The organism is Sphingomonas sp. PP-F2F-G114-C0414, from assembly GCF_003688595.1.
In the GTDB taxonomy this organism is placed as follows: domain Bacteria; phylum Pseudomonadota; class Alphaproteobacteria; order Sphingomonadales; family Sphingomonadaceae; genus Sphingomonas.
Window position 1 is genome coordinate 479,472 of sequence record NZ_RCWT01000010.1, and the last position, 17,302, is coordinate 496,773.

General features: G+C 65.2%; 19 protein-coding genes and 1 tRNA gene. 13 read left to right on the forward strand and 7 right to left on the reverse strand.

What is annotated here, in order from left to right; genetic code table 11:
- Positions 1-129 precede the first annotated feature (129 nt).
- Complete coding sequence (locus tag C8J47_RS07145) at positions 130-1,302, forward strand: cyclopropane-fatty-acyl-phospholipid synthase family protein (protein ID WP_259467457.1); 1,173 nt, start codon at positions 130-132, stop codon at positions 1,300-1,302.
- An 81-nt stretch (positions 1,303-1,383) separates the two neighbouring features.
- Here the strand turns inward: C8J47_RS07145 and C8J47_RS07150 are convergent, their stop codons facing one another.
- Positions 1,384-2,094, reverse strand: coding sequence for an SDR family NAD(P)-dependent oxidoreductase (locus C8J47_RS07150; protein ID WP_121885066.1), 711 nt, complete (start codon positions 2,092-2,094; stop codon positions 1,384-1,386).
- Between the two features lie 16 nt (positions 2,095-2,110).
- The gene (purF, locus tag C8J47_RS07155; protein WP_121885067.1) at positions 2,111-3,568 is read right to left on the reverse strand and encodes an amidophosphoribosyltransferase; all 1,458 of its coding nucleotides are present in this window, start codon (positions 3,566-3,568) and stop codon (positions 2,111-2,113) included.
- Between the two features lie 120 nt (positions 3,569-3,688).
- Between purF and hisI the strand changes: the two genes are divergently transcribed.
- The 4 genes from hisI to C8J47_RS07175 are packed head-to-tail and all read left to right on the forward strand — an operon-like array spanning position 3,689 to position 6,824.
- The gene (hisI, locus tag C8J47_RS07160) at positions 3,689-4,051 is read left to right on the forward strand and encodes a phosphoribosyl-AMP cyclohydrolase (RefSeq protein ID WP_121885387.1); all 363 of its coding nucleotides are present in this window, start codon (positions 3,689-3,691) and stop codon (positions 4,049-4,051) included.
- On the forward strand, positions 4,048-4,533 hold the full coding sequence (locus C8J47_RS07165) for a hypothetical protein (RefSeq protein ID WP_121885068.1): 486 nt from the start codon (positions 4,048-4,050) through the stop codon (positions 4,531-4,533). The genes hisI and C8J47_RS07165 overlap by 4 nt, the downstream gene beginning before the upstream one ends.
- A 32-nt stretch (positions 4,534-4,565) precedes the next feature.
- The gene (locus tag C8J47_RS07170) at positions 4,566-5,018 is read left to right on the forward strand and encodes a MerR family DNA-binding transcriptional regulator (RefSeq protein ID WP_121885069.1); all 453 of its coding nucleotides are present in this window, start codon (positions 4,566-4,568) and stop codon (positions 5,016-5,018) included.
- A 3-nt stretch (positions 5,019-5,021) separates the two neighbouring features.
- Complete coding sequence (locus C8J47_RS07175) at positions 5,022-6,824, forward strand: acyl-CoA dehydrogenase C-terminal domain-containing protein (protein WP_121885070.1); 1,803 nt, start codon at positions 5,022-5,024, stop codon at positions 6,822-6,824.
- Between the two features lie 151 nt (positions 6,825-6,975).
- On the opposite strand, the gene C8J47_RS07180 is transcribed toward C8J47_RS07175, so the two are convergent.
- From C8J47_RS07180 to C8J47_RS19160, 5 genes are all read right to left on the reverse strand, one after another.
- Positions 6,976-7,245, reverse strand: coding sequence for a DUF1488 family protein (locus tag C8J47_RS07180; protein ID WP_056049042.1), 270 nt, complete (start codon positions 7,243-7,245; stop codon positions 6,976-6,978).
- Positions 7,246-7,374: 129 nt separating this feature from the next.
- Positions 7,375-7,710, reverse strand: a complete 336-nt coding sequence (locus C8J47_RS07185) for a hypothetical protein (RefSeq protein WP_121885071.1) — start codon at positions 7,708-7,710, stop codon at positions 7,375-7,377.
- 317 nt (positions 7,711-8,027) lie between these two features.
- Positions 8,028-9,779, reverse strand: coding sequence for an aspartyl protease family protein (locus tag C8J47_RS07190; protein WP_121885072.1), 1,752 nt, complete (start codon positions 9,777-9,779; stop codon positions 8,028-8,030).
- Between the two features lie 206 nt (positions 9,780-9,985).
- Positions 9,986-10,062: transfer RNA gene (locus C8J47_RS07195), tRNA-Pro, on the reverse strand.
- Between the two features lie 86 nt (positions 10,063-10,148).
- On the reverse strand, positions 10,149-10,292 hold the full coding sequence (locus C8J47_RS19160; protein WP_183129042.1) for a hypothetical protein: 144 nt from the start codon (positions 10,290-10,292) through the stop codon (positions 10,149-10,151).
- On the opposite strand from C8J47_RS19160, the gene C8J47_RS07200 reads away from it, so the two are divergent.
- The 8 genes from C8J47_RS07200 (at position 10,276) to C8J47_RS07230 (ending at position 17,295) form a co-directional block, all read left to right on the forward strand.
- Positions 10,276-11,292 carry a lytic transglycosylase domain-containing protein gene (locus C8J47_RS07200; RefSeq protein WP_259467419.1) on the forward strand — a complete coding sequence of 339 codons (1,017 nt, stop codon included), beginning with the start codon at positions 10,276-10,278 and terminating at the stop codon, positions 11,290-11,292. The two genes, C8J47_RS19160 and C8J47_RS07200, sit on opposite strands and share 17 nt — an antisense overlap.
- A gap of 100 nt (positions 11,293-11,392) precedes the next feature.
- On the forward strand, positions 11,393-12,556 hold the full coding sequence (locus C8J47_RS07205; protein ID WP_121885074.1) for a D-alanyl-D-alanine carboxypeptidase family protein: 1,164 nt from the start codon (positions 11,393-11,395) through the stop codon (positions 12,554-12,556).
- 28 nt (positions 12,557-12,584) lie between these two features.
- Complete coding sequence (locus tag C8J47_RS07210) at positions 12,585-13,562, forward strand: AAA family ATPase (protein WP_121885075.1); 978 nt, start codon at positions 12,585-12,587, stop codon at positions 13,560-13,562.
- 50 nt (positions 13,563-13,612) lie between these two features.
- Entirely contained in the window at positions 13,613-15,160 is a 1,548-nt protein-coding gene (metG, locus tag C8J47_RS07215; protein WP_121885076.1) for a methionine--tRNA ligase, read from the forward strand.
- Complete coding sequence (locus C8J47_RS07220; protein ID WP_121885077.1) at positions 15,160-15,951, forward strand: TatD family hydrolase; 792 nt, start codon at positions 15,160-15,162, stop codon at positions 15,949-15,951. The genes metG and C8J47_RS07220 overlap by 1 nt, the downstream gene beginning before the upstream one ends.
- Complete coding sequence (locus C8J47_RS07225; RefSeq protein WP_121885078.1) at positions 15,948-16,712, forward strand: MBL fold metallo-hydrolase; 765 nt, start codon at positions 15,948-15,950, stop codon at positions 16,710-16,712. The genes C8J47_RS07220 and C8J47_RS07225 overlap by 4 nt, the downstream gene beginning before the upstream one ends.
- Entirely contained in the window at positions 16,709-16,915 is a 207-nt protein-coding gene (locus tag C8J47_RS19485; protein WP_259467420.1) for a hypothetical protein, read from the forward strand. The genes C8J47_RS07225 and C8J47_RS19485 overlap by 4 nt, the downstream gene beginning before the upstream one ends.
- Positions 16,912-17,295: a TIGR02281 family clan AA aspartic protease gene (locus C8J47_RS07230; RefSeq protein WP_259467421.1), complete on the forward strand. Its 384-nt coding sequence runs from the start codon at positions 16,912-16,914 to the stop codon at positions 17,293-17,295. Before C8J47_RS19485 ends, C8J47_RS07230 begins: the two co-directional genes overlap by 4 nt.
- Positions 17,296-17,302: the final 7 nt, after the last annotated feature.

Here is a 17,302-nt window from a genome sequence, read left to right on the forward strand (position 1 = left end):
CGTTTCCGCGCCGACGCCTCTTTCCTAGCCGCGGCCCCTGTTGCATGGAGCGCCGCGATGACTGCCGTCCCCGCTTTCGATGATGTGCCCACCGCGCAAGGTTCCACGGTCGCGCGCTTCGTCGCGCCAATGTTTCACCGTCTGCTCGACCGGATCGACGCGGGGCTGGAGAGCGGCGGCATAGACGCGCACTTGCCCGACGGCACGCGGCGGCTGATCGGCGGACGGGCTCCGGGGCCTTTGCCCGTCGTGACCTTGCGCCGCTGGCGCGCGCTGGTCCGTCTGGCTACCGCGGGGTCGGTCGGCTGGTACGAAGGCTGGGCGGCAGGCGACTGGTCAAGCCCCGATCCGGTGCCGCTGTTCGACCTGTTCATGCGCAACCGTCGCTCGCTCGGGAGTTCGGCACGGTCGGGCGGCGTGGTGCGGCTGGCCGCGCGCGCATGGCACCGGATGCGGCGGAACGACCTCACCGGATCGCGCAAGAACATCGCCGCGCATTACGACCTCGGCAACGACTTCTACGAGACGTGGCTCGACCGGAGCCTGACCTATTCGAGCGCGATCTTTGCCGAGCCGTTCGACGACGCCGAACCACATGACGCGGCGCAGGCGACCAAGCTGCGTGCGATCCTCAACCGGACCGGCGCGCGGGCGGGCGATACGATTCTCGAGATCGGTTGCGGCTGGGGGTCGTTCGCGGAAATGGCGGCGCGCGCGGGGGTTGGCGTGCGTGCGCTGACGCTGTCAGTCGAGCAGAAGCGCCAGGTCGACGATCGGATCGCGGCGGCGGGGCTTGAGGGGGTGCAGGTGGCGCTGACCGATTACCGCGACGTCACCGGCACCTATGATGCGGTGGCAAGCATCGAGATGGTCGAGGCGGTCGGCGAGGAATATTGGCCGGTGTATCTCGACGCGATCGCGCGCGCGTTGAAGCCGGGCGGGCGTGCGGCGTTGCAGTATATCTCGATCGACGATGCGATCTTCGATTCTTATTCGCGGAGTGTGGACTTCATCCAGCGCTACGTGTTTCCGGGCGGGATGCTGTTGTCCGAGCCGCGGTTTCGCGCGCTGGCCGAGGCGCGGGGGCTGGCGTGGGAGGATCGGCGTGGGTTCGGGCTGCATTATGCCGAGACATTGCGGCGGTGGCGGGTCGCGTTCGATGCCGCCGTCGCAGAAGGGCGGTTGCCGGCGCGGTTCGACGCGCGGTTCGTGGCGTTGTGGCGCTACTATCTGATGTATTGCGAGGGCGGGTTTCTCGGCGGCGGGATCGACGTCGCGCAGGTTACGCTGGTGAAGCGGTAGTGTTTTCCTGCGAACGCAGGAATCCAGGGTAACAGGCGGTGGCGGTTGTGATCCTGGGCTCCTGCTTGCGCAGGAGAACGGTTAGGCTACCCGCTCGAAGTGGCCTGCCTCGAAGCCGTCGACTGCCAGCGCGACGATGCGGTCGGCCACGACAGTCGGTTCCTTGACCGAGTTCGGATCTTCGCCCGGATAAGCGCGCGCGCGCATCTTCGTCCGCGTCGCGCCGGGATCGACGATCGCAGTGCGGATTGCGCTGATCTCGGCCATCTCGTCGCCATACGCACCGAGCAGCGTCTCGAATGCCGCCTTTGAAGCGCCGTAGAGGCCCCAATACGCGCGAGGCTTGCGGCCGACGCTGGAGGTCACGCCGATCACTCTGGCCGACTTGGCCTTCTTCAGCATCGTGTCGAACGCGGCGATCATGGCCGCCTGCGCGCTGACGTTGAGCGTCAGAACTTGCGCCATTTCCTTCGGATCGATCGCCGGGACCGACGACAGCGAGCCCAGCATGCCAGCGTTAAGCACCAAAATATCGAGTGCATCCCAGCGGTCACCGATCGCGGTCGCCAAGCGCGCGATGGCTTCGCTCTCGGCCAAGTCGAGAGGCGCAATCGTCGCCGAGCCGCCGGCCGCGTGGATCGTCGCCTCGACCTCTTCGAGACCACCGGGCGTGCGCGCGGTCAGGACGACATGCGCGCCCTTCGCCGCCAGCGCGATCGCGGTCGCGGCGCCGATGCCGCGGCTGGCACCAGTGACCAGCGCCAGCCGGCCTTCGAGAGGCTTGTCCGTCATATCAGCTCCGCACGTATTAGATGACGCGTTCGGCGAGCATCGCGAACTGGTCGACTTCCGAACCTTCGTCATGGTCGGTTAGCGTCGTCGGGTAATCGCCGGTAAAGCACGCATCGCAATATTTCGGGCGGACATCCGCGCGTTTCGCCTCGCCGAGAGCCTTGTAGAGCCCGTCGATCGAGATGAAGTTGAGGCTGTCGGCGTGAATGAAGCCGGTCATGCCGCCAAGATCGAGCTTGGCCGCGAGCAGCTTCTCGCGCTCGGGCGTGTCGACGCCGTAGAAGCACGAATGCCGCGTCGGCGGGCTGGCGATCCGCATATGGACTTGGGCGGCACCGGCCTCGCGCATCATCTCGACGATCTTGAGCGAGGTCGTGCCGCGAACGATCGAATCGTCGACGAGGATGACCCGCTTGCCCTTGATCAGCGCGCGGTTGGCGTTGTGCTTGAGCTTCACGCCCAGGTGGCGGACCTTGTCGCCCGGCGAGATGAACGTGCGGCCGACATAATGCGAGCGGATGATGCCGAGCTCGAACGGGATGCCCGACTGCTGCGCATAGCCGATCGCTGCCGGCGTGCCCGAATCGGGGACCGGGATGACGAGATCGGCATCGACCGGCGATTCGATCGCAAGCTGCGCGCCGATCGCCTTCCGGACCGAATAGATCGAGTGATCGTCGACGATCGAATCGGGGCGCGAGAAATACACCCATTCGAAGATGCACGGCCGCGCCGCCATCGGTGCGAACGGGCGGATCGAGCGGATTTCCGAGCCCTGGACGATCACCAATTCGCCCGGCTCGATCGCACGGACGAAGGTGGCACCGACGACGTCGAGCGCGACCGTCTCGGACGCGAAGATCACCGCGTCGCCGAGCTTGCCCATCACGAGGGGGCGGATGCCGAGCGGATCGCGGCAGGCGATCATGCCCTCCGGCGTCATCACGATCAGCGAGTACGCACCTTCGATCTGCTTCAGCGCATCGATGAAACGATCGAGCAGCGTGCGGTAGTTCGAGGTCGCGACGAGGTGGATGATCGTCTCGGTATCGCTGGTCGACTGGAAGATCGAGCCGCGGCGGACGAGTTCGCGCCGCAGCCGCATCGCGTTCGAGATGTTACCGTTATGCGCGATCGCGAAGCCACCGGTCGACAGCTCGGCATAGAGCGGCTGGACGTTGCGCAGCGCGGTCTCGCCGGTCGTCGAATAGCGGACATGACCGCAGGCGACGGTGCCCGGCAGCGACCGGATCACGTCGTCGCGGTCGAAGTTTCCGGCGACATGGCCCATCGCACGGTGCGTATGGAAATGCGCGCCGTCGAAGGTGGTTATACCGGCGGCTTCCTGCCCGCGGTGCTGCAACGCATGCAGCCCCAGCGCCACGAGTGCGGCCGCGCCATCGGTGGCCGAAACGCCGAACACCCCGCATTCTTCGCGGAGTTTGTCGTCATCATAAGGGTTTGTCGTCAGCATGCCGGTTCTCACGTCGTGCGGAAGCTGCCCTATACGAGCGGATCGCCGGCTTGTCGCCTGTTTGTAATAACATTGCGCGCTGCTGGTCGCATCGGTGCGGGTTTCGGGTATATCCGGAGCATGACACACAGCCGCGACACGGGCCTGACGCTCGATCCGAAATTCGATTCCGCCGGGCTCCTGACCGCGGTCGTCACCGATCGCGTATCGGGCGACGTGTTGATGGTCGCGCACATGAACGCAGAGGCGCTGGCGGAGACGCAGGCGACCGGCGAGGCGCATTTCTGGTCGCGGAGCCGCGAAAAGCTCTGGAAGAAGGGCGAGACGTCGGGGAACGTGCTGCGCGTCGCCGAGCTTCGGATCGATTGCGATCAGGATGCGGTATGGGTGATCGTCGATGCGACGGGGCCGGCGTGCCATACGGGCGAGCGCACCTGCTTCTTCCGGCGGATCGAGGGAGGCAAGCTGGTGCCGGCCGAATGAAACGCGTGCTGCTGCTCGCGCTCGTTCTCGGCGGGTGTGGACGCGAGCCGACGACTGCTGTGGCGGACAGCGCGGGGGCTCGGCTCGAAGCTGCGGCCGAGACGGCGGGGATCGTGCCCGACCCGAATGCGCCACTGCAAGGATCATGGGCACGCGACACGGACCGCGTCTGCGTGGTCGGCACCGCAAAAACCGCCCGGATCGGCGTCAGCGTCGACTATGGCGAGGACCAAGCGTGCGCTGCGTCGGGAACCGTGGAGCGCGCAGGCGATGCGCTCAAGCTCGCGTTCGGTGCCTGCAAGTTCGACGCGCGCTTCGACGGTGATCGCATCGTGTTTCCCGCCGAAGTCCCCGAGGCCTGCGAGTCCCTCTGCACTGGCCGCGCCTCGCTCGCGGCACTGACCGTCGACCGGCTCAGCGAATCGCGATCGGAAGCCGCAACGCTACGGTCGACGAAGGGAAAGTTGCTTTGCGGCAATTGACGTTGACGTAAACGAGAGTTATTTCTCCGGGGATGGCGATACAAGCATTCCCTCGATTACAGGCGACCCCGCAATCCTACGCGGTGATCGAGCCGCGGCATGATCGCGAAAGCTTCACGATCTCCGATCTCTCCGCCGAGTTCGACGTCACCGCGCGGGCGCTGCGGTTTTACGAGGACGAGGGCCTGATCGCGCCCGAGCGTCGCGGGACCCAGCGCATCTATTCACACCGCGACCGCGCGCGCCTAGCCTGGATCCTGCGCGGCAAGCGCGTCGGGTTCAGCCTCGGCGAGATCCGCGAGATGATCGACCTCTACGATCTCGGCGATGGCCGCCGCGCGCAGCGCCAGGTCGTGATCGAGCGCAGCCAGGCGCGGATCGCGCTGCTGACCGCGCAGAAACGCGACATCGATCTCGCCATCGACGAACTCACCAGTTTCGTGGCCCTCCTCGAAGTGAGCCGCGCCCAGGACAATCAAGGATAAACCATGCCCCAGTATACGCCCCCCGTCCGCGACACGCGTTTCGTCCTCGAGCATGTCGTCGGCCTCGATCGCTACAATAACCTCCCCGGCTTCGATGCAGCCTCGCCCGACGTCGTCGACGCGGTGCTCGAAGAGGGCGGCAAGTTCGTCGCCGAGGTGCTGTTTCCGCTCAACCTGTCGGGCGACCAGCAGGGTTGCACGCGGCATGAGGACGGCTCGGTGACGACCCCGGACGGCTTTAAGGAAGCATACAAGCAGTATGTCGAGAGCGGCTGGGCGACGCTCGGCAACCAGCCGGAATATGGTGGGCAGGGGATGCCGCACGTCGTGTCGACCGCGTTCCAGGAATACATGATCTCGTCGAACATGGCGTTCGCGATGTATCCCGGCCTGACGCACGGCGCGATCGCCGCGCTGATCGCCAAGGGCTCGGACGCGCAGAAGGCGATGTACGTGCCGAAGATGGTGTCGGGCGAATGGGGCGGCACCATGAACCTGACCGAGCCGCAGTGCGGCACCGATCTCGGCCTGATCCGCACCAAGGCCGAGCCGCAGGCAGATGGATCGTACGCGATCACCGGCACCAAGATCTTCATCTCGAGCGGTGAGCACGACCTGACCGAGAACATCATCCACCTCGTGCTGGCCAAGACGCCGGGCGCGCCGGACAGTTCGAAGGGCATCTCGCTGTTCGTCGTGCCGAAGTTCATCGTCGAGGAAGACGGTTCGCTCGGCGCGCGCAATGGCGTCACCTGCGGGTCGATCGAGCACAAGATGGGCATCCACGCGAACTCGACCTGCGTGATGAACTATGATTCGGCGACCGGCTGGCTCGTCGGCGAGGAGATGAAGGGCCTCGCCGCGATGTTCATCATGATGAACGCTGCGCGTCTCGGCGTCGGCCTCCAGGGGCTTGGCGTGGCGGAAGTCGCCTACCAGAATGCCGTCCATTACGCGCAGGACCGTCGCCAGGGTCGCGCGCTGACGGGCCCTAAGGAGCCGCAGGAGAAGGCGGACACGCTGTTCGTCCATCCCGACATCCGCCGTATGCTGATGGAGGGCAAGTCGCTGACCGAGGGCCTGCGCGCGCTGATCCTGTGGACCGCGCTTCAGGCCGATCTCGAGCATCATGCCGAGACCGAGGAAGAGCGTCAGCTGGCCGGCGACATCATCAGCCTGCTGACCCCGGTCATCAAGGGCTACGGCACCGACATGGGCTATGCGATCGCGACCAACGCGCAGCAGGTTTATGGCGGTCACGGCTACATCGCCGAATGGGGCATGGAGCAGTATGTCCGCGATGCCCGGATCGCGATGATCTACGAGGGCACCAACGGCGTGCAGGCGATGGACCTGGTCGGGCGCAAGCTCGCGCAAAATGGCGGACGCGGGATCCAGGCGTTCTTCAAGCTGGTTGCGGACGACGTCGCCGTGGCGAAGAACGATCCGGCGACGGCGACGTTTGCCGAGGCGCTGGAGAAGGCGAACGGCCAGCTTCAGGCGGCGACGATGTGGTTCATGGCGAACGGCATGAAGAACCCCGAGAACGTCGGCGCGGGTGCGGTCAGCTACATGCACCTGATGGGGATCGTCGCGGTCGGCACGATGTGGCTACGTATGGCGGTCGCTGCAACCAAGCTGAAGGCGGCGGGCGAGGGGGAGGCCGCGTTCCTCGACGCCAAGCTGGTGACGGCGCGGTTCTACGCCGAGCGGATCCTGCCGGATGCGGGCGCGCTGCGGCGGAAGATCGAGGGTGGGGCAGAGTCGCTGATGGCACTGCCGCCCGAGATGTTCATGGCCGCCTGATCGCCGTGATCGGCCTGGGCTCGCGGATGCGGCCCAGGGCTGACACGAAAAAGGCCTGCCACCCTTAGCGGTGAGCAGGCCGTTTTCGTATCGGTCGCAACGCAGACAGCGCTACGATCACCCGGTAAGCCGCTACGTCGCGGCTGCCGGCTTATTCGAGGTCGTTCTCGTCGACGACGACGGTGGTCGCCGACGGCTTGCGCTCGATGGCGGCAAGGCAGGCGTCGATGATGTCGTCGTTGAAGCGGTTGAACAGCTCGATGCCGTCGTCCTCGGGCTCGTCGCCGCTGAGCTCCTTAAGAACCGCGTATTTCACCGCGAACTCATATTCGTCGCCGTCGAACTCGCCGGTAAATTCGATCTGCTTCTCGACGTCGTTGTCGACGACGCTCGACTGGTCGATTTCGAGACTGTTTGCCATGCTGGAACTCCTTGGATTCACGCGTCTACTGCCTGCCCTCGGGCGACAGCGCAAGCCGTCGTCTGCCATCGCGAACGTCGATGACCGATCGCAATCGATGTCACCGCCTTCGGCTGGACGCGAACGCGCTCAGATCGAGAGATCGCGGCGCCTGATCTCGCCCAACACCGCCTCGGCAACGGGGTTGCCGATGTCGCCACCCGACTGCCGATACGCGTCGAGCAAGTCCGCATCCGACGCGCCGTGCAACAAGGCATCGGTTTCGGCCGTGAACGTGGCGGCTTCCTGCGCCGCCATCTCGGCCGCATCGTCGCTCGACACCGTTGGCGCGGCACCCGGATCGGGCGCGTGCGCCATCGCGGCGTCCTGCTTGAAGACGTCGAAAGCCTCAGCGGCTTCGTTACGCTCCACGATGGCGATCTCTAGACGCGTGAACAGGTCGAGCGGCGATGCAGTGTTTTCCATGCGACCAGCTTATCCGCACTTCGTGGGTCCGAGTAAATGGTTTGCGAGCCTCCCATCCCGCAGGGCTGGCCGAAAGTGAGACCACCGCATCCAACGCACATGCGCGTCCGTAGCTAGGAGCCTGAGGAGGATCGTCATGGGACATGAATGCTGGCTTCCAGAAGCCGATCGGCAGCTTGTTCAACAATATAAGTCGGGTGTCGACGTCGCCGAGATCGCCGAGTCCTTCGGCCGGACGGTCAGCGCGGTGCGCACGCGGGTGGGGACGCTCGGCTTGCAGAGGCGCAAAACGACGAAGGGTTGAACCTTCGAGGCGCTTATTCGAGAGCGATCCTTTTTGCGCGATCTGCCACATGGGGGGCGATAGCCAGCGCCGCGGCCTTGTTGCTTGCGGCCTCGCCCAGCCGGCCGGCCTTTGCGGCGGCCACACCGCGCGAATAGAGCGACCAGGCGTTGCGGGGATTGATCGTCAACGCGGCGTCATAGTCCGCGAGCGCGGCGTCGAACTCGCCGCGACGCAGTCGAACGAGCCCCCGGCTGTCAAGATATGCCGCATTTGCGGGAATCAGCCTGAGTGCGGCGTTGCAGTCCGACAGCGCCTTGTCGAGCTCGCGATTAAGCTGGCCACGCGCCCAACACCGCCCGTTCAACGCCGTCGATCGCGCGGCGTCCTCGGGATGTGCTCGAAGCCATTGATCGTAATTTACCAGGGCGGCCGCCGGCATCTCGATTCGGTCATACAGTCCCCCGAGTGCCAACCGACGATCGGAGGAGGGAGCGAGCGACGCATCCGCCGCCTTGATATCCGCGGTCGCGCCATCGCGATCGCCACCACTCAACCGCAGCCCGGCACGGGCAATACGCGCGTCTCCATCACCCGGCGCGAGCGCGATGGCACGATCGAGGTCCGACAAGGCTGGCAGCATCTGCCGATTGGCGAGACGGGCCATCGCACGTTGTTGATAATATCGGGCTTCGTTCGGTGCCATCGCGACCGCCTTGTCGAAGTCGGCGAGCGCCTCGGTAAGCTTTCGGTTCGACGCGAGGACCGCGCCGCGCCGACTGTAACCGGCGGCATCGGTCGGGTCGGCCCCCTTGTCGGCCAGATCGATCGCCTTGCCATCGGCGCTGCGCGCGCCCGACGGCGACAGGCCGAACACGGGTCCGCCTTCATAGGTGAAGAACATCGTCCGGGTCGCATTCGAGACGAAGATCCGGTGCGTCAGGAAGAAGTCGGCGCCGATCAGCATGTCGGCATCGACCAAGGTCAGTTCGGCGATGCGGATCTTTGGTTTTCTGATGACTTCGCCACCGATATCGATCGTGTCGAACGGCGCGTACCACGAGCGCAGCTGGCGTGATCCGATCCCGCTGCTCATGCCATCGGCAACGACATCCGGCGAGCTCGGCGTCACGCCCAGGCGCTTCGCCGCCGCCAAAGTCATGACCGAAGATGGCGCCCCGGTATCGAACACCGCGCGGAGGGCGTGGCCGTTGACGAGGACGGTGCCGATGGTGTGCGGCTTGAACGGACCGGTCTCCGACCCGCTGAGCTTCACCGTCGATACCGGCCTGTCGCCGGACCAATAGGCCAGGTTCGCCTTGCCGCAATCCTTCGCTACCATCAGCCGGACCATCCCGTGGGGCAGGTCGTATTCGACATCGCGCAAACCGAGGATGTTCTGGCCGAGCAAACCCGCGGTTCCGGTGTCGGTGCCACCGACGACAAACGAGGTCCTGGGGACCGTCACGCCACCCAATGTAAGGTTCTGGACCATGGCATATCCAGCGGATGCGTCGCCGTTGATGCCCTTCAACCGGAAATTGCCGGGGAGCGAATCGACCTTCAGCCCGAACTCCGTGGCGGTCGCACGCGCGATCATGCTGTAGAACGCACCACTGTCGAGGATCATCCGCGCATCGCGTCCGCCGAATTGTGCGGTTACCATCGGCCGACGGCCTGCCATCGTCACCGGCAGTTCCAGCATCTTGCCGATCTGACATGCGGCGGATGCAGGGGCGGGGGCGAGAAGCACGAAAGCAGCGAACGCCAAGGTTTTCAATGCCATACACCGCCCCTGAAAGACACGCCTGCCGTCGGAATTGGCCGATGGTGCGCGTGTCATCGCGCGACGACATCGCAAATGCAATCGGCGGTTTCGCGCGTCTGAAAAAGCAGCGACAGGCTAAGATCGCTGGTTCTGGAGCCTGTGACGGGGCTTGCTCGTTTCGGCCACGGCCGAAAGCGTCTCGGTACAGGATGCTCCGAAAACGATGGTCGGGGAGACAGGATTCGAACCTGCGACCCCCTGGTCCCAAACCAGGTGCGCTACCAGCCTGCGCCACTCCCCGACGGCGCTGCGGTTAGGCGTAGTCGGCGGGATGCGCAAGCGCGTTATGATCTTTGTGTGACACGCCGGTGGCGGATCGCGCAGGGATTACGCAGTCGGGGCATCCGGGTGCGCGAGGCTGAACGTGTCGATCGCGCGACGATACGAGGTTCCGATCACGATCTCGCTGTGGCACAGCCGGCCAATGGGTGGCTCATCGACAGCAGCGGCGCGGATGCGCAGGATTTTCATCGGCGTTATCGCCATGATGGCGGGTAGTAGCCCCGCGCTGGCGCAGGACGATGCCGGGTTCCAGGCGTATATGACAACGCTTCGCCAGCAGGCGCTGGCTGACGGCGTGAGCGCGCGGACCGCCGCCGCAGTGTTTCCCACGCTGACGCTCAACCAGCGGGTGATCGACCTCGATCGCCAGCAGCCGGGCGCCGCGAACCCCAGCGCGGTGCCCGCGTTTGCGCCCTACCGGATCCAGCATGTCGATGCGGCGCGGATCGCGCGCGGTCGCCAGAATTATCTCGCACAACGCTCGCGGTTGCAGCGGATCGAACAGACGACGGGGGTGCCCGAATCGATCATGGTCGCGATCTGGGGGCATGAGACGAATTACGGCAGCTATACCGGCGATTTCGATCTGCTGCGCTCGCTCGCCAGCCTCGCCTATGAGGGGCGGCGCCGGTCGCTGTTCGCAGGCGAGTTCATCGCCGGGCTCAAGATGCTCGACCGTGGCGTGACGCGCGATCAACTCAAGGGGAGCTGGGCAGGGGCGACCGGCAACCCGCAGTTCCTCCCATCGATCTACCTGCGCCTCGCCCGCGACGGCGATGGCGATGGACGCGCGGACATCTGGAACAGCCCGGCGGATACGCTGGCGTCGATCGGCAATTACTTCGTCGACGCCGGGTGGCGTGCAGGCCAGCCCTGGGGTGTCGCCGTGAACGTACCGGCCGGGTTCGACCGGTCGGAAGTCCGCAACCGCTTGATATCGCCGCGTTGCCCGCGCGTGTTCGAGCGGCACAGCGGCTGGCGGACGATCGCCGAATGGCGCGCGCTCGGGATCTCGCCGCAAGGCCGCAGTCTGCCCGCCGACAGCGTGATGGCAACGTTGCTCGAGCCGGACGGGCAGGGGGCGACCGCGTATCTGCTCACCAGCAACTACCGCGTGATCCTCGATTACAACTGCTCGAATTTCTACGCGTTGTCCGTCGGGCTGCTCGCCGACGCGGTCGAGCGCTAGGAATTTGCGCGCAACGGATACGTGACGCGGTCGCCGGGCGCGGCTATGACCTGCATCACATCCTGCCCACGGATCGCCCCTTTTGCTCACGGAATACCCCATGAAGAAGCTGATCGTCGCACCGCTCGCCGCCCTCGCGCTGGCGCACCCGTCCATTGCCGCCGCGCCGCAGTTCCAGACGGCCGCGCCGATCGCCTATATGGAGGACCTCTCGTCGGGTGCGGTGCTGTTCGAGCGGGACGCCAATCGCCGCATGCCGCCAGCGTCGCTTGCCAAGATGATGACCGTCTACGTAGCGTTCGATATGGTCAAGAAGGGCGAGCTGAAGCTCGACCAGATGATGCCCGTGCGCCCCGAGACGTGGGCTAAATGGCATGGTCCGTCCGCGGGTTCGACGATGTTCTTGTCGTCAGGTGAGAACGTCAGCGTCGCCAATCTGCTGTACGGGATCGTCACGCTGTCGGGCAACGACGCGTGCATCGTGCTCGCCGAGGGTATTTCCGGGTCGGAGCAGGCGTTCACCGAGCGGATGAACCGCAAGGCCGCCGAGCTAGGCCTCAAGGACAGCCATTTCGGCACCGCGAACGGCTGGCCCGACAACGGCGTCACCTATGTCACCGCGCACGATCTCGCCAAGCTCGCTGCGGCGACGATCACCAACTATCCCGATCTCTACAAGCAATTCTATTCCAAGCGCGATTTCACCTGGGGCAAGACGATGGGCGGTAGCGCCATCACCCAGGCGAACCGCGACCCGATCCTCGGTCGCGTCGCTGGCGCCGATGGCCTCAAGACCGGCCACACCGAGGAAGCCGGTTACGGCTTCACGGGGTCCGCGATTCAGAACGGCCGCCGCCTCGTGATGGTCGTCGCCGGCCTGACGAGCGCCGGCCAGCGTGCGGAAGAGTCTGTCCGCTTCATGGAATGGGGCTTCCGCGCGTGGCAGTCGAAGCCGATCGTCGCGAAGGGTAAGAAGATCGAGACCGCCGCGGTCCAGCTCGGCGATGCATCGTCGGTCGGCCTCGTTGCTCCCAAGGCGCTGACGGTGACGCTGCCCGCTGGCACATCGCCGACCATGACCGCCAAAGTGGTCTATGAAGGTCCGATCAAGGCGCCGATCAAGGCTGGCCAGCATATTGCCGATCTCGTCGTCACGACGTCCGACGGTCTCCAGCAGACGATGCCGCTGGTCGCCGAGAAGGACGTCGCGGTCGCGGGCTTCTTTGGTCGCGCATGGGCAGGGCTGACCGGCTTCTTCGGCTGATGACCCCGGCGCCGACGGCGTTGCCGGCATGACGCCAATCATCGGCAATACCGCCGCGCAAGCTGCCTTCATGGCGGCGATGCGCGGGGGTTCGCTGCATCACGCATGGCTGATCGCCGGACCGCAGGGCGTCGGCAAGGCGAGTTTCGCACGCGCCGCAGCCATGCGGATGCTGGCGGATGCGGCCGACCCGTATGGCGGCTCGACCGACCTTGCGGTTCCCGAGGGAAACAGGACGCGGTCGCTCATGGAGGCCGGGTCGCACCCCGACTTCCGCGTGCTGGCGCGCCTGCCGAAGGATCCCGAGAAGCCCGACCAGGATCTCGCCCGCAGCATCACGATCGCGCAGGTCCGCACGCTGCAACCGTTGTTCGCGACCACGCCGTCGATGAGCCCGCGCCGCGTGGTCGTGATCGATGCGATCGACGATCTGGAGCGGGGCGGGGCGAATGCGTTGCTCAAGAACCTCGAGGAACCGCCAGCGGGGACGATCTTCCTGCTCGTCAGTCATGCGCCGGGCCGGTTGCTCCCCACGATCCGCTCGCGGTGCCGGCTACTCCGGTTCGAGGCGCTCTCGGACGGCGAGGTTGCGACCGCGATCCGGACATTGCAGCCCGACGCGGACGAGAGCGAGGTCGCGGCGCTGGTTCGGGCCAGCGACGGCGCGCCCGGTCGCGCGTTACGTTACGCCGGGCTCGACATCGCCGCGATCGACGATGCCATCGAAGCGATCGCGCAAGACGGCGACCGCGACAATGGACGCCGGCTGAAGCTGGCCAAGGCTCTGGGGCTCAAGGCCGCGCAACCCCGCTACGAGGCGTTCCTCGATCGTGCGCCCGCATTCATCGCCGACGCCGCACGGACCCGGTCGGGACCCGCGCTGCGATCCGCGCTCGACGCGCACGCCGCAGCGCGCGAACTGGCAGGGGCGGCGATCGGCCTGTCGCTCGATGCGCAGGCCACCGTGTTCGAGATGGCGGGGATCGTCGCGACGTTGCGCCATTGATCGGGCCGCGCAGGCTTCACCTGATCGGGGCGATGCTCTAGGAGCGCGGCATGGCTGACCCTTTCTACATTACCACCGCGATCCACTATCCCAATGGCCGTCCGCATATCGGCCATGCGTACGAGATGATCGCGGCCGATGCGATCGCGCGCTTTCAGCGCCAGGCGGGGCGTGACGTCCTGTTCCAGACCGGCACCGACGAACACGGTCTCAAGATGGTCCAGGCCGCGCGTGACCGCGATATGCCCGTGCGCGAACTCGCCAACGAAATGTCGTCGTATTTCCATGAGATGGCGGATCGTCTTGGCATCTCGTATGATCGCTTTATCCGCACCGTCGACGAGGATCATTACGCCGCGAGCGCCGCGATCTGGCAGGCGATGGCGGACGCAGGCGATCTGTATCTCGACCGCTACGAAGGCTGGTATTCGGTCCGCGACGAAGCGTTTTACGACGAGTCAGAGCTGACCGGGGAGGGCGACGATCGCCGCTCGCCGCAAGGCACGCCAGTCGAATGGACTGCGGAAGAGACTTGGTTCTTCCGCCTGTCGAAATATCAGCAGCCTTTGCTCGATCTATTTGCCGCCAACCCCGATTTCATCCGCCCCGAAAGCCGTCGCAACGAAGTGATGCGCTTTGTCGAGGGTGGTCTGAAGGATTTGTCGGTCTCGCGGACCAGCTTCGACTGGGGCGTGCCGGTACCTGGCAGCCCCGGCCACGTCATGTACGTGTGGGTCGATGCGCTTACCAATTACCTGACCGGGATCGGCTATCCCGACATGACCGGCGACAAGGCGAAATACTGGCCGGCGGATATCCATCTGATCGGCAAGGACATCGTCCGATTCCATGCGGTCTACTGGCCGGCGTTCCTGCTGTCGGCGGGCATTCCCCTGCCGAAGAGCGTGTTTGGCCACGGCTTCCTGCTGACCCGCGGCGAGAAGATGTCGAAGTCGGTCGGCAACGTCGTCGATCCGATGGCGCTCGCGGATGCCTTCGGCGTCGATGCGTTGCGCTATTTCTTCCTTCGCGACGTAAGCTTCGGCCAGGACGGCAGCTATTCGCCCGAGGCGATCGTGACCCGAGTCAACGCCGAGCTGGCGAACAGTTTCGGCAACCTTGCGCAGCGGACATTGTCGTTCATCGCCAAGAACTTGGGCGGCGAATTTCCCACGGCTGGTACGGTCCAGGATGCCGACGGGATACTGATCGAGGAGGTCGTCGTCGCCTGTGCCGGGTTCAAGTCCGCCTTCACCGACCTCGCGCTGTCGCAGGGCATCGAGGCGTGGATGCGCGGTGTGTTCGCGTGCAACCAGTATATCGACGCGCAGGCACCCTGGGCGCTGCGCAAGACCGATCCCGAGCGGATGAACGCGGTTCTCCGTACGCTGGTCCGGGCGATCCGCATGCTCGCGATCGCGATCCTGCCGGTAGTACCGGACTCCGCTGGGAAAGTGCTCGAGCAGATCGGCGCGACCGAGCGCGACCATGCGGCGATCGACGACGACGGCTGGTATGATCGTGTGGCCGCTTCCGACTTCCGGATCGCACCGCCGGCGCCCGTATTCCCGCGTCTCGAACTGCCTGCGGAGGCCTGATGCTCGCCGACAGCCATTGCCACCTGAACTACAAGGGCCTCGTCGAGGACCAAAAGGCGGTGCTCGCACGGGCTAGGGCGCGCGGCGTCACGGCGATGCTCAATATCTCGACGCGAGAGAGCGAATGGGACGATATCGTCGCCACCGCAGAGCGCGAGCCTGACGTCTGGGCGACAATCGGCATCCATCCGAACGAGGCTGACGTGTATCCCGACGTGGACGCCGCCAAGCTGATCGAGCGCGCATGGCATCCACGCGTGGTCGGTCTCGGCGAAAGCGGCCTGGACTATTTCCGCGATACCTCGGACCGTGCCCGCCAGCAGGCGAGCTTCCGCGCGCACATCGCCGCGTCGCGAGAGACTGGCCTGCCGATCGTCGTCCACACCCGCGACGCCGAGGACGATACTGCGGCGATCATGGCCGAGGAGATGGGGAAGGGGGCCTATCCCGGCGTCATCCACTGCTTCACCGCGAGTGGAGCTTTCGCCGACAAGGCGCTGGATATGGGGCTTTATATCTCGATCTCGGGGATCGTGACGTTCAAGAACGCGCGGGACCTTCAGGAGACCGCCGCACGCCTGCCGATCGAACGACTGCTGATCGAGACCGACGCGCCGTTCCTCGCGCCGGTGCCGCATCGGGGCAAGACTGGCGAACCTGGGTTCGTGGCCGATACCGCGGCTTTTCTTGCCAACCTTCGCGGCGAAAATGTCGAGGAACTGTCGCGCCGTACGGCCGAGAACTTCCACACGCTGTTCGGCAAGACGCGGGTGTCAGGGGCGGCGGCATGAAGATCACGATCCTTGGCTCCGGCACATCCTCCGGCGTGCCGAGGATCGGCAACGACTGGGGCGAATGCGATCCGACCGAGCCGCGCAACCGGCGCAGCCGTGCGTCCGCTATCGTCGAGCATGACGGTACGCGGATCCTGATCGACACAAGTCCCGACATGCGGGAGCAGTTGCTGGCCGCGGATATCGACCGTGTCGACGCGGTGATCTGGACGCACGACCATGCCGATCATTGCCACGGCATCGACGATCTCCGCCAACTTTTCCACGCAGCCGGAGAGCCCGTTCGCGGCTACGCCCGGCCGTTCACGCTGGCAGCGCTAGACGCGCGCTTTACCTACGCCTTTCACGGTCGCCCCGGCTATCCGCCGACGATCTCCGCCGAAGTCCTGCCTGATCGGTTGACGATCGGTGGGATCGATATTTCGGTGACCGACCAGCCGCACGGTAGTATCCATGCCGCCGGCCTGCGGTTCGAGGCAGCCGGAGTCTCGATCGGATACGCGACCGATTTCAACCTGATGACCGACGACATGGCCAGCCTGTATCAGGATCTGGACATCTGGGTGGTCGACGCGCTCCGTCGGCGACCACATCCGACCCACATGGAACTTCCCGCCGTGCTTGGTTGGATGGAGCGCCTGACGCCGAAGCGGACCGCATTGATCCATATGGACAACACGATGGATTATGCGACGTTGCGTCATGAACTGCCGACCGGCGTCGAGCCTGGCTATGACGGGCTGATCCTGACCGCATGACCGACGACCGCGCAGCCCAGTTCGCGCTGTACGCAGTCATGCTGATCCTGCCGCTGTCGGCCTTGGTCGCGCGCCGATTGCCTTTGAAGCCGGTGCTGAAGATGGCGCTGGCCTGGGTCGTGATCTTCGCGATTGGCCTGCTGATCGCGACCCAACGGGATCGGCTGTCTGGCTTGAAATCCATGTTTCCGATCAGCAGGTGAGCGGAACCGAAACCCGGATTCACATGGCGGACGACGGGCATTTCTGGGCGGATGTCGATATCGACGGTATCCGCCGCCGGATGCTGATCGATAGCGGCGCGACGACGACTGCCTTGTCGTCCGCTACGGCCAAGGCCGTCGGCCTGGATAGCGAGGAAAGCCCGTTTCCAGCGATCATCGAGACTGCCAACGGTAAGGTATCGGCGCGCACCGCGACCGCCAAAAGCGTGACGATCGGCACTGTCACCGCAACCAACCTCGGCATCGTCACGTCGCCGGCGTTCGGCGAGACCGACGTGATCGGCATGAACTTCCTGTCCAGGCTGGGATCGTGGCGGGTCGAGAATGCCACGCTCGTTCTTACGCCAATGAACCAGTAGATTTTAC

What these genes read in the sequence shown, in the direction of transcription:
- metG (WP_121885076.1), top strand. Translation starts at nt 13,613, where the DNA reads ATGGCTGACCCTTTCTACATTACCACCGCGATCCACTATCCCAATGGC.
- C8J47_RS07190 (WP_121885072.1), bottom strand. Translation starts at nt 9,779, where the DNA reads ATGGCATTGAAAACCTTGGCGTTCGCTGCTTTCGTGCTTCTCGCCCCC.
- C8J47_RS07210 (WP_121885075.1), top strand. Translation starts at nt 12,585, where the DNA reads ATGACGCCAATCATCGGCAATACCGCCGCGCAAGCTGCCTTCATGGCG.
- C8J47_RS07200 (WP_259467419.1), top strand. Translation starts at nt 10,276, where the DNA reads ATGCGCAGGATTTTCATCGGCGTTATCGCCATGATGGCGGGTAGTAGC.
- C8J47_RS07205 (WP_121885074.1), top strand. Translation starts at nt 11,393, where the DNA reads ATGAAGAAGCTGATCGTCGCACCGCTCGCCGCCCTCGCGCTGGCGCAC.
- C8J47_RS19485 (WP_259467420.1), top strand. Translation starts at nt 16,709, where the DNA reads ATGACCGACGACCGCGCAGCCCAGTTCGCGCTGTACGCAGTCATGCTG.
- purF (WP_121885067.1), bottom strand. Translation starts at nt 3,568, where the DNA reads ATGCTGACGACAAACCCTTATGATGACGACAAACTCCGCGAAGAATGC.
- hisI (WP_121885387.1), top strand. Translation starts at nt 3,689, where the DNA reads ATGACACACAGCCGCGACACGGGCCTGACGCTCGATCCGAAATTCGAT.
- C8J47_RS07150 (WP_121885066.1), bottom strand. Translation starts at nt 2,094, where the DNA reads ATGACGGACAAGCCTCTCGAAGGCCGGCTGGCGCTGGTCACTGGTGCC.
- C8J47_RS19160 (WP_183129042.1), bottom strand. Translation starts at nt 10,292, where the DNA reads ATGAAAATCCTGCGCATCCGCGCCGCTGCTGTCGATGAGCCACCCATT.
- C8J47_RS07175 (WP_121885070.1), top strand. Translation starts at nt 5,022, where the DNA reads ATGCCCCAGTATACGCCCCCCGTCCGCGACACGCGTTTCGTCCTCGAG.
- C8J47_RS07225 (WP_121885078.1), top strand. Translation starts at nt 15,948, where the DNA reads ATGAAGATCACGATCCTTGGCTCCGGCACATCCTCCGGCGTGCCGAGG.
- C8J47_RS07220 (WP_121885077.1), top strand. Translation starts at nt 15,160, where the DNA reads ATGCTCGCCGACAGCCATTGCCACCTGAACTACAAGGGCCTCGTCGAG.
- C8J47_RS07180 (WP_056049042.1), bottom strand. Translation starts at nt 7,245, where the DNA reads ATGGCAAACAGTCTCGAAATCGACCAGTCGAGCGTCGTCGACAACGAC.
- C8J47_RS07170 (WP_121885069.1), top strand. Translation starts at nt 4,566, where the DNA reads ATGGCGATACAAGCATTCCCTCGATTACAGGCGACCCCGCAATCCTAC.
- C8J47_RS07165 (WP_121885068.1), top strand. Translation starts at nt 4,048, where the DNA reads ATGAAACGCGTGCTGCTGCTCGCGCTCGTTCTCGGCGGGTGTGGACGC.
- C8J47_RS07145 (WP_259467457.1), top strand. Translation starts at nt 130, where the DNA reads ATGTTTCACCGTCTGCTCGACCGGATCGACGCGGGGCTGGAGAGCGGC.
- C8J47_RS07185 (WP_121885071.1), bottom strand. Translation starts at nt 7,710, where the DNA reads ATGGAAAACACTGCATCGCCGCTCGACCTGTTCACGCGTCTAGAGATC.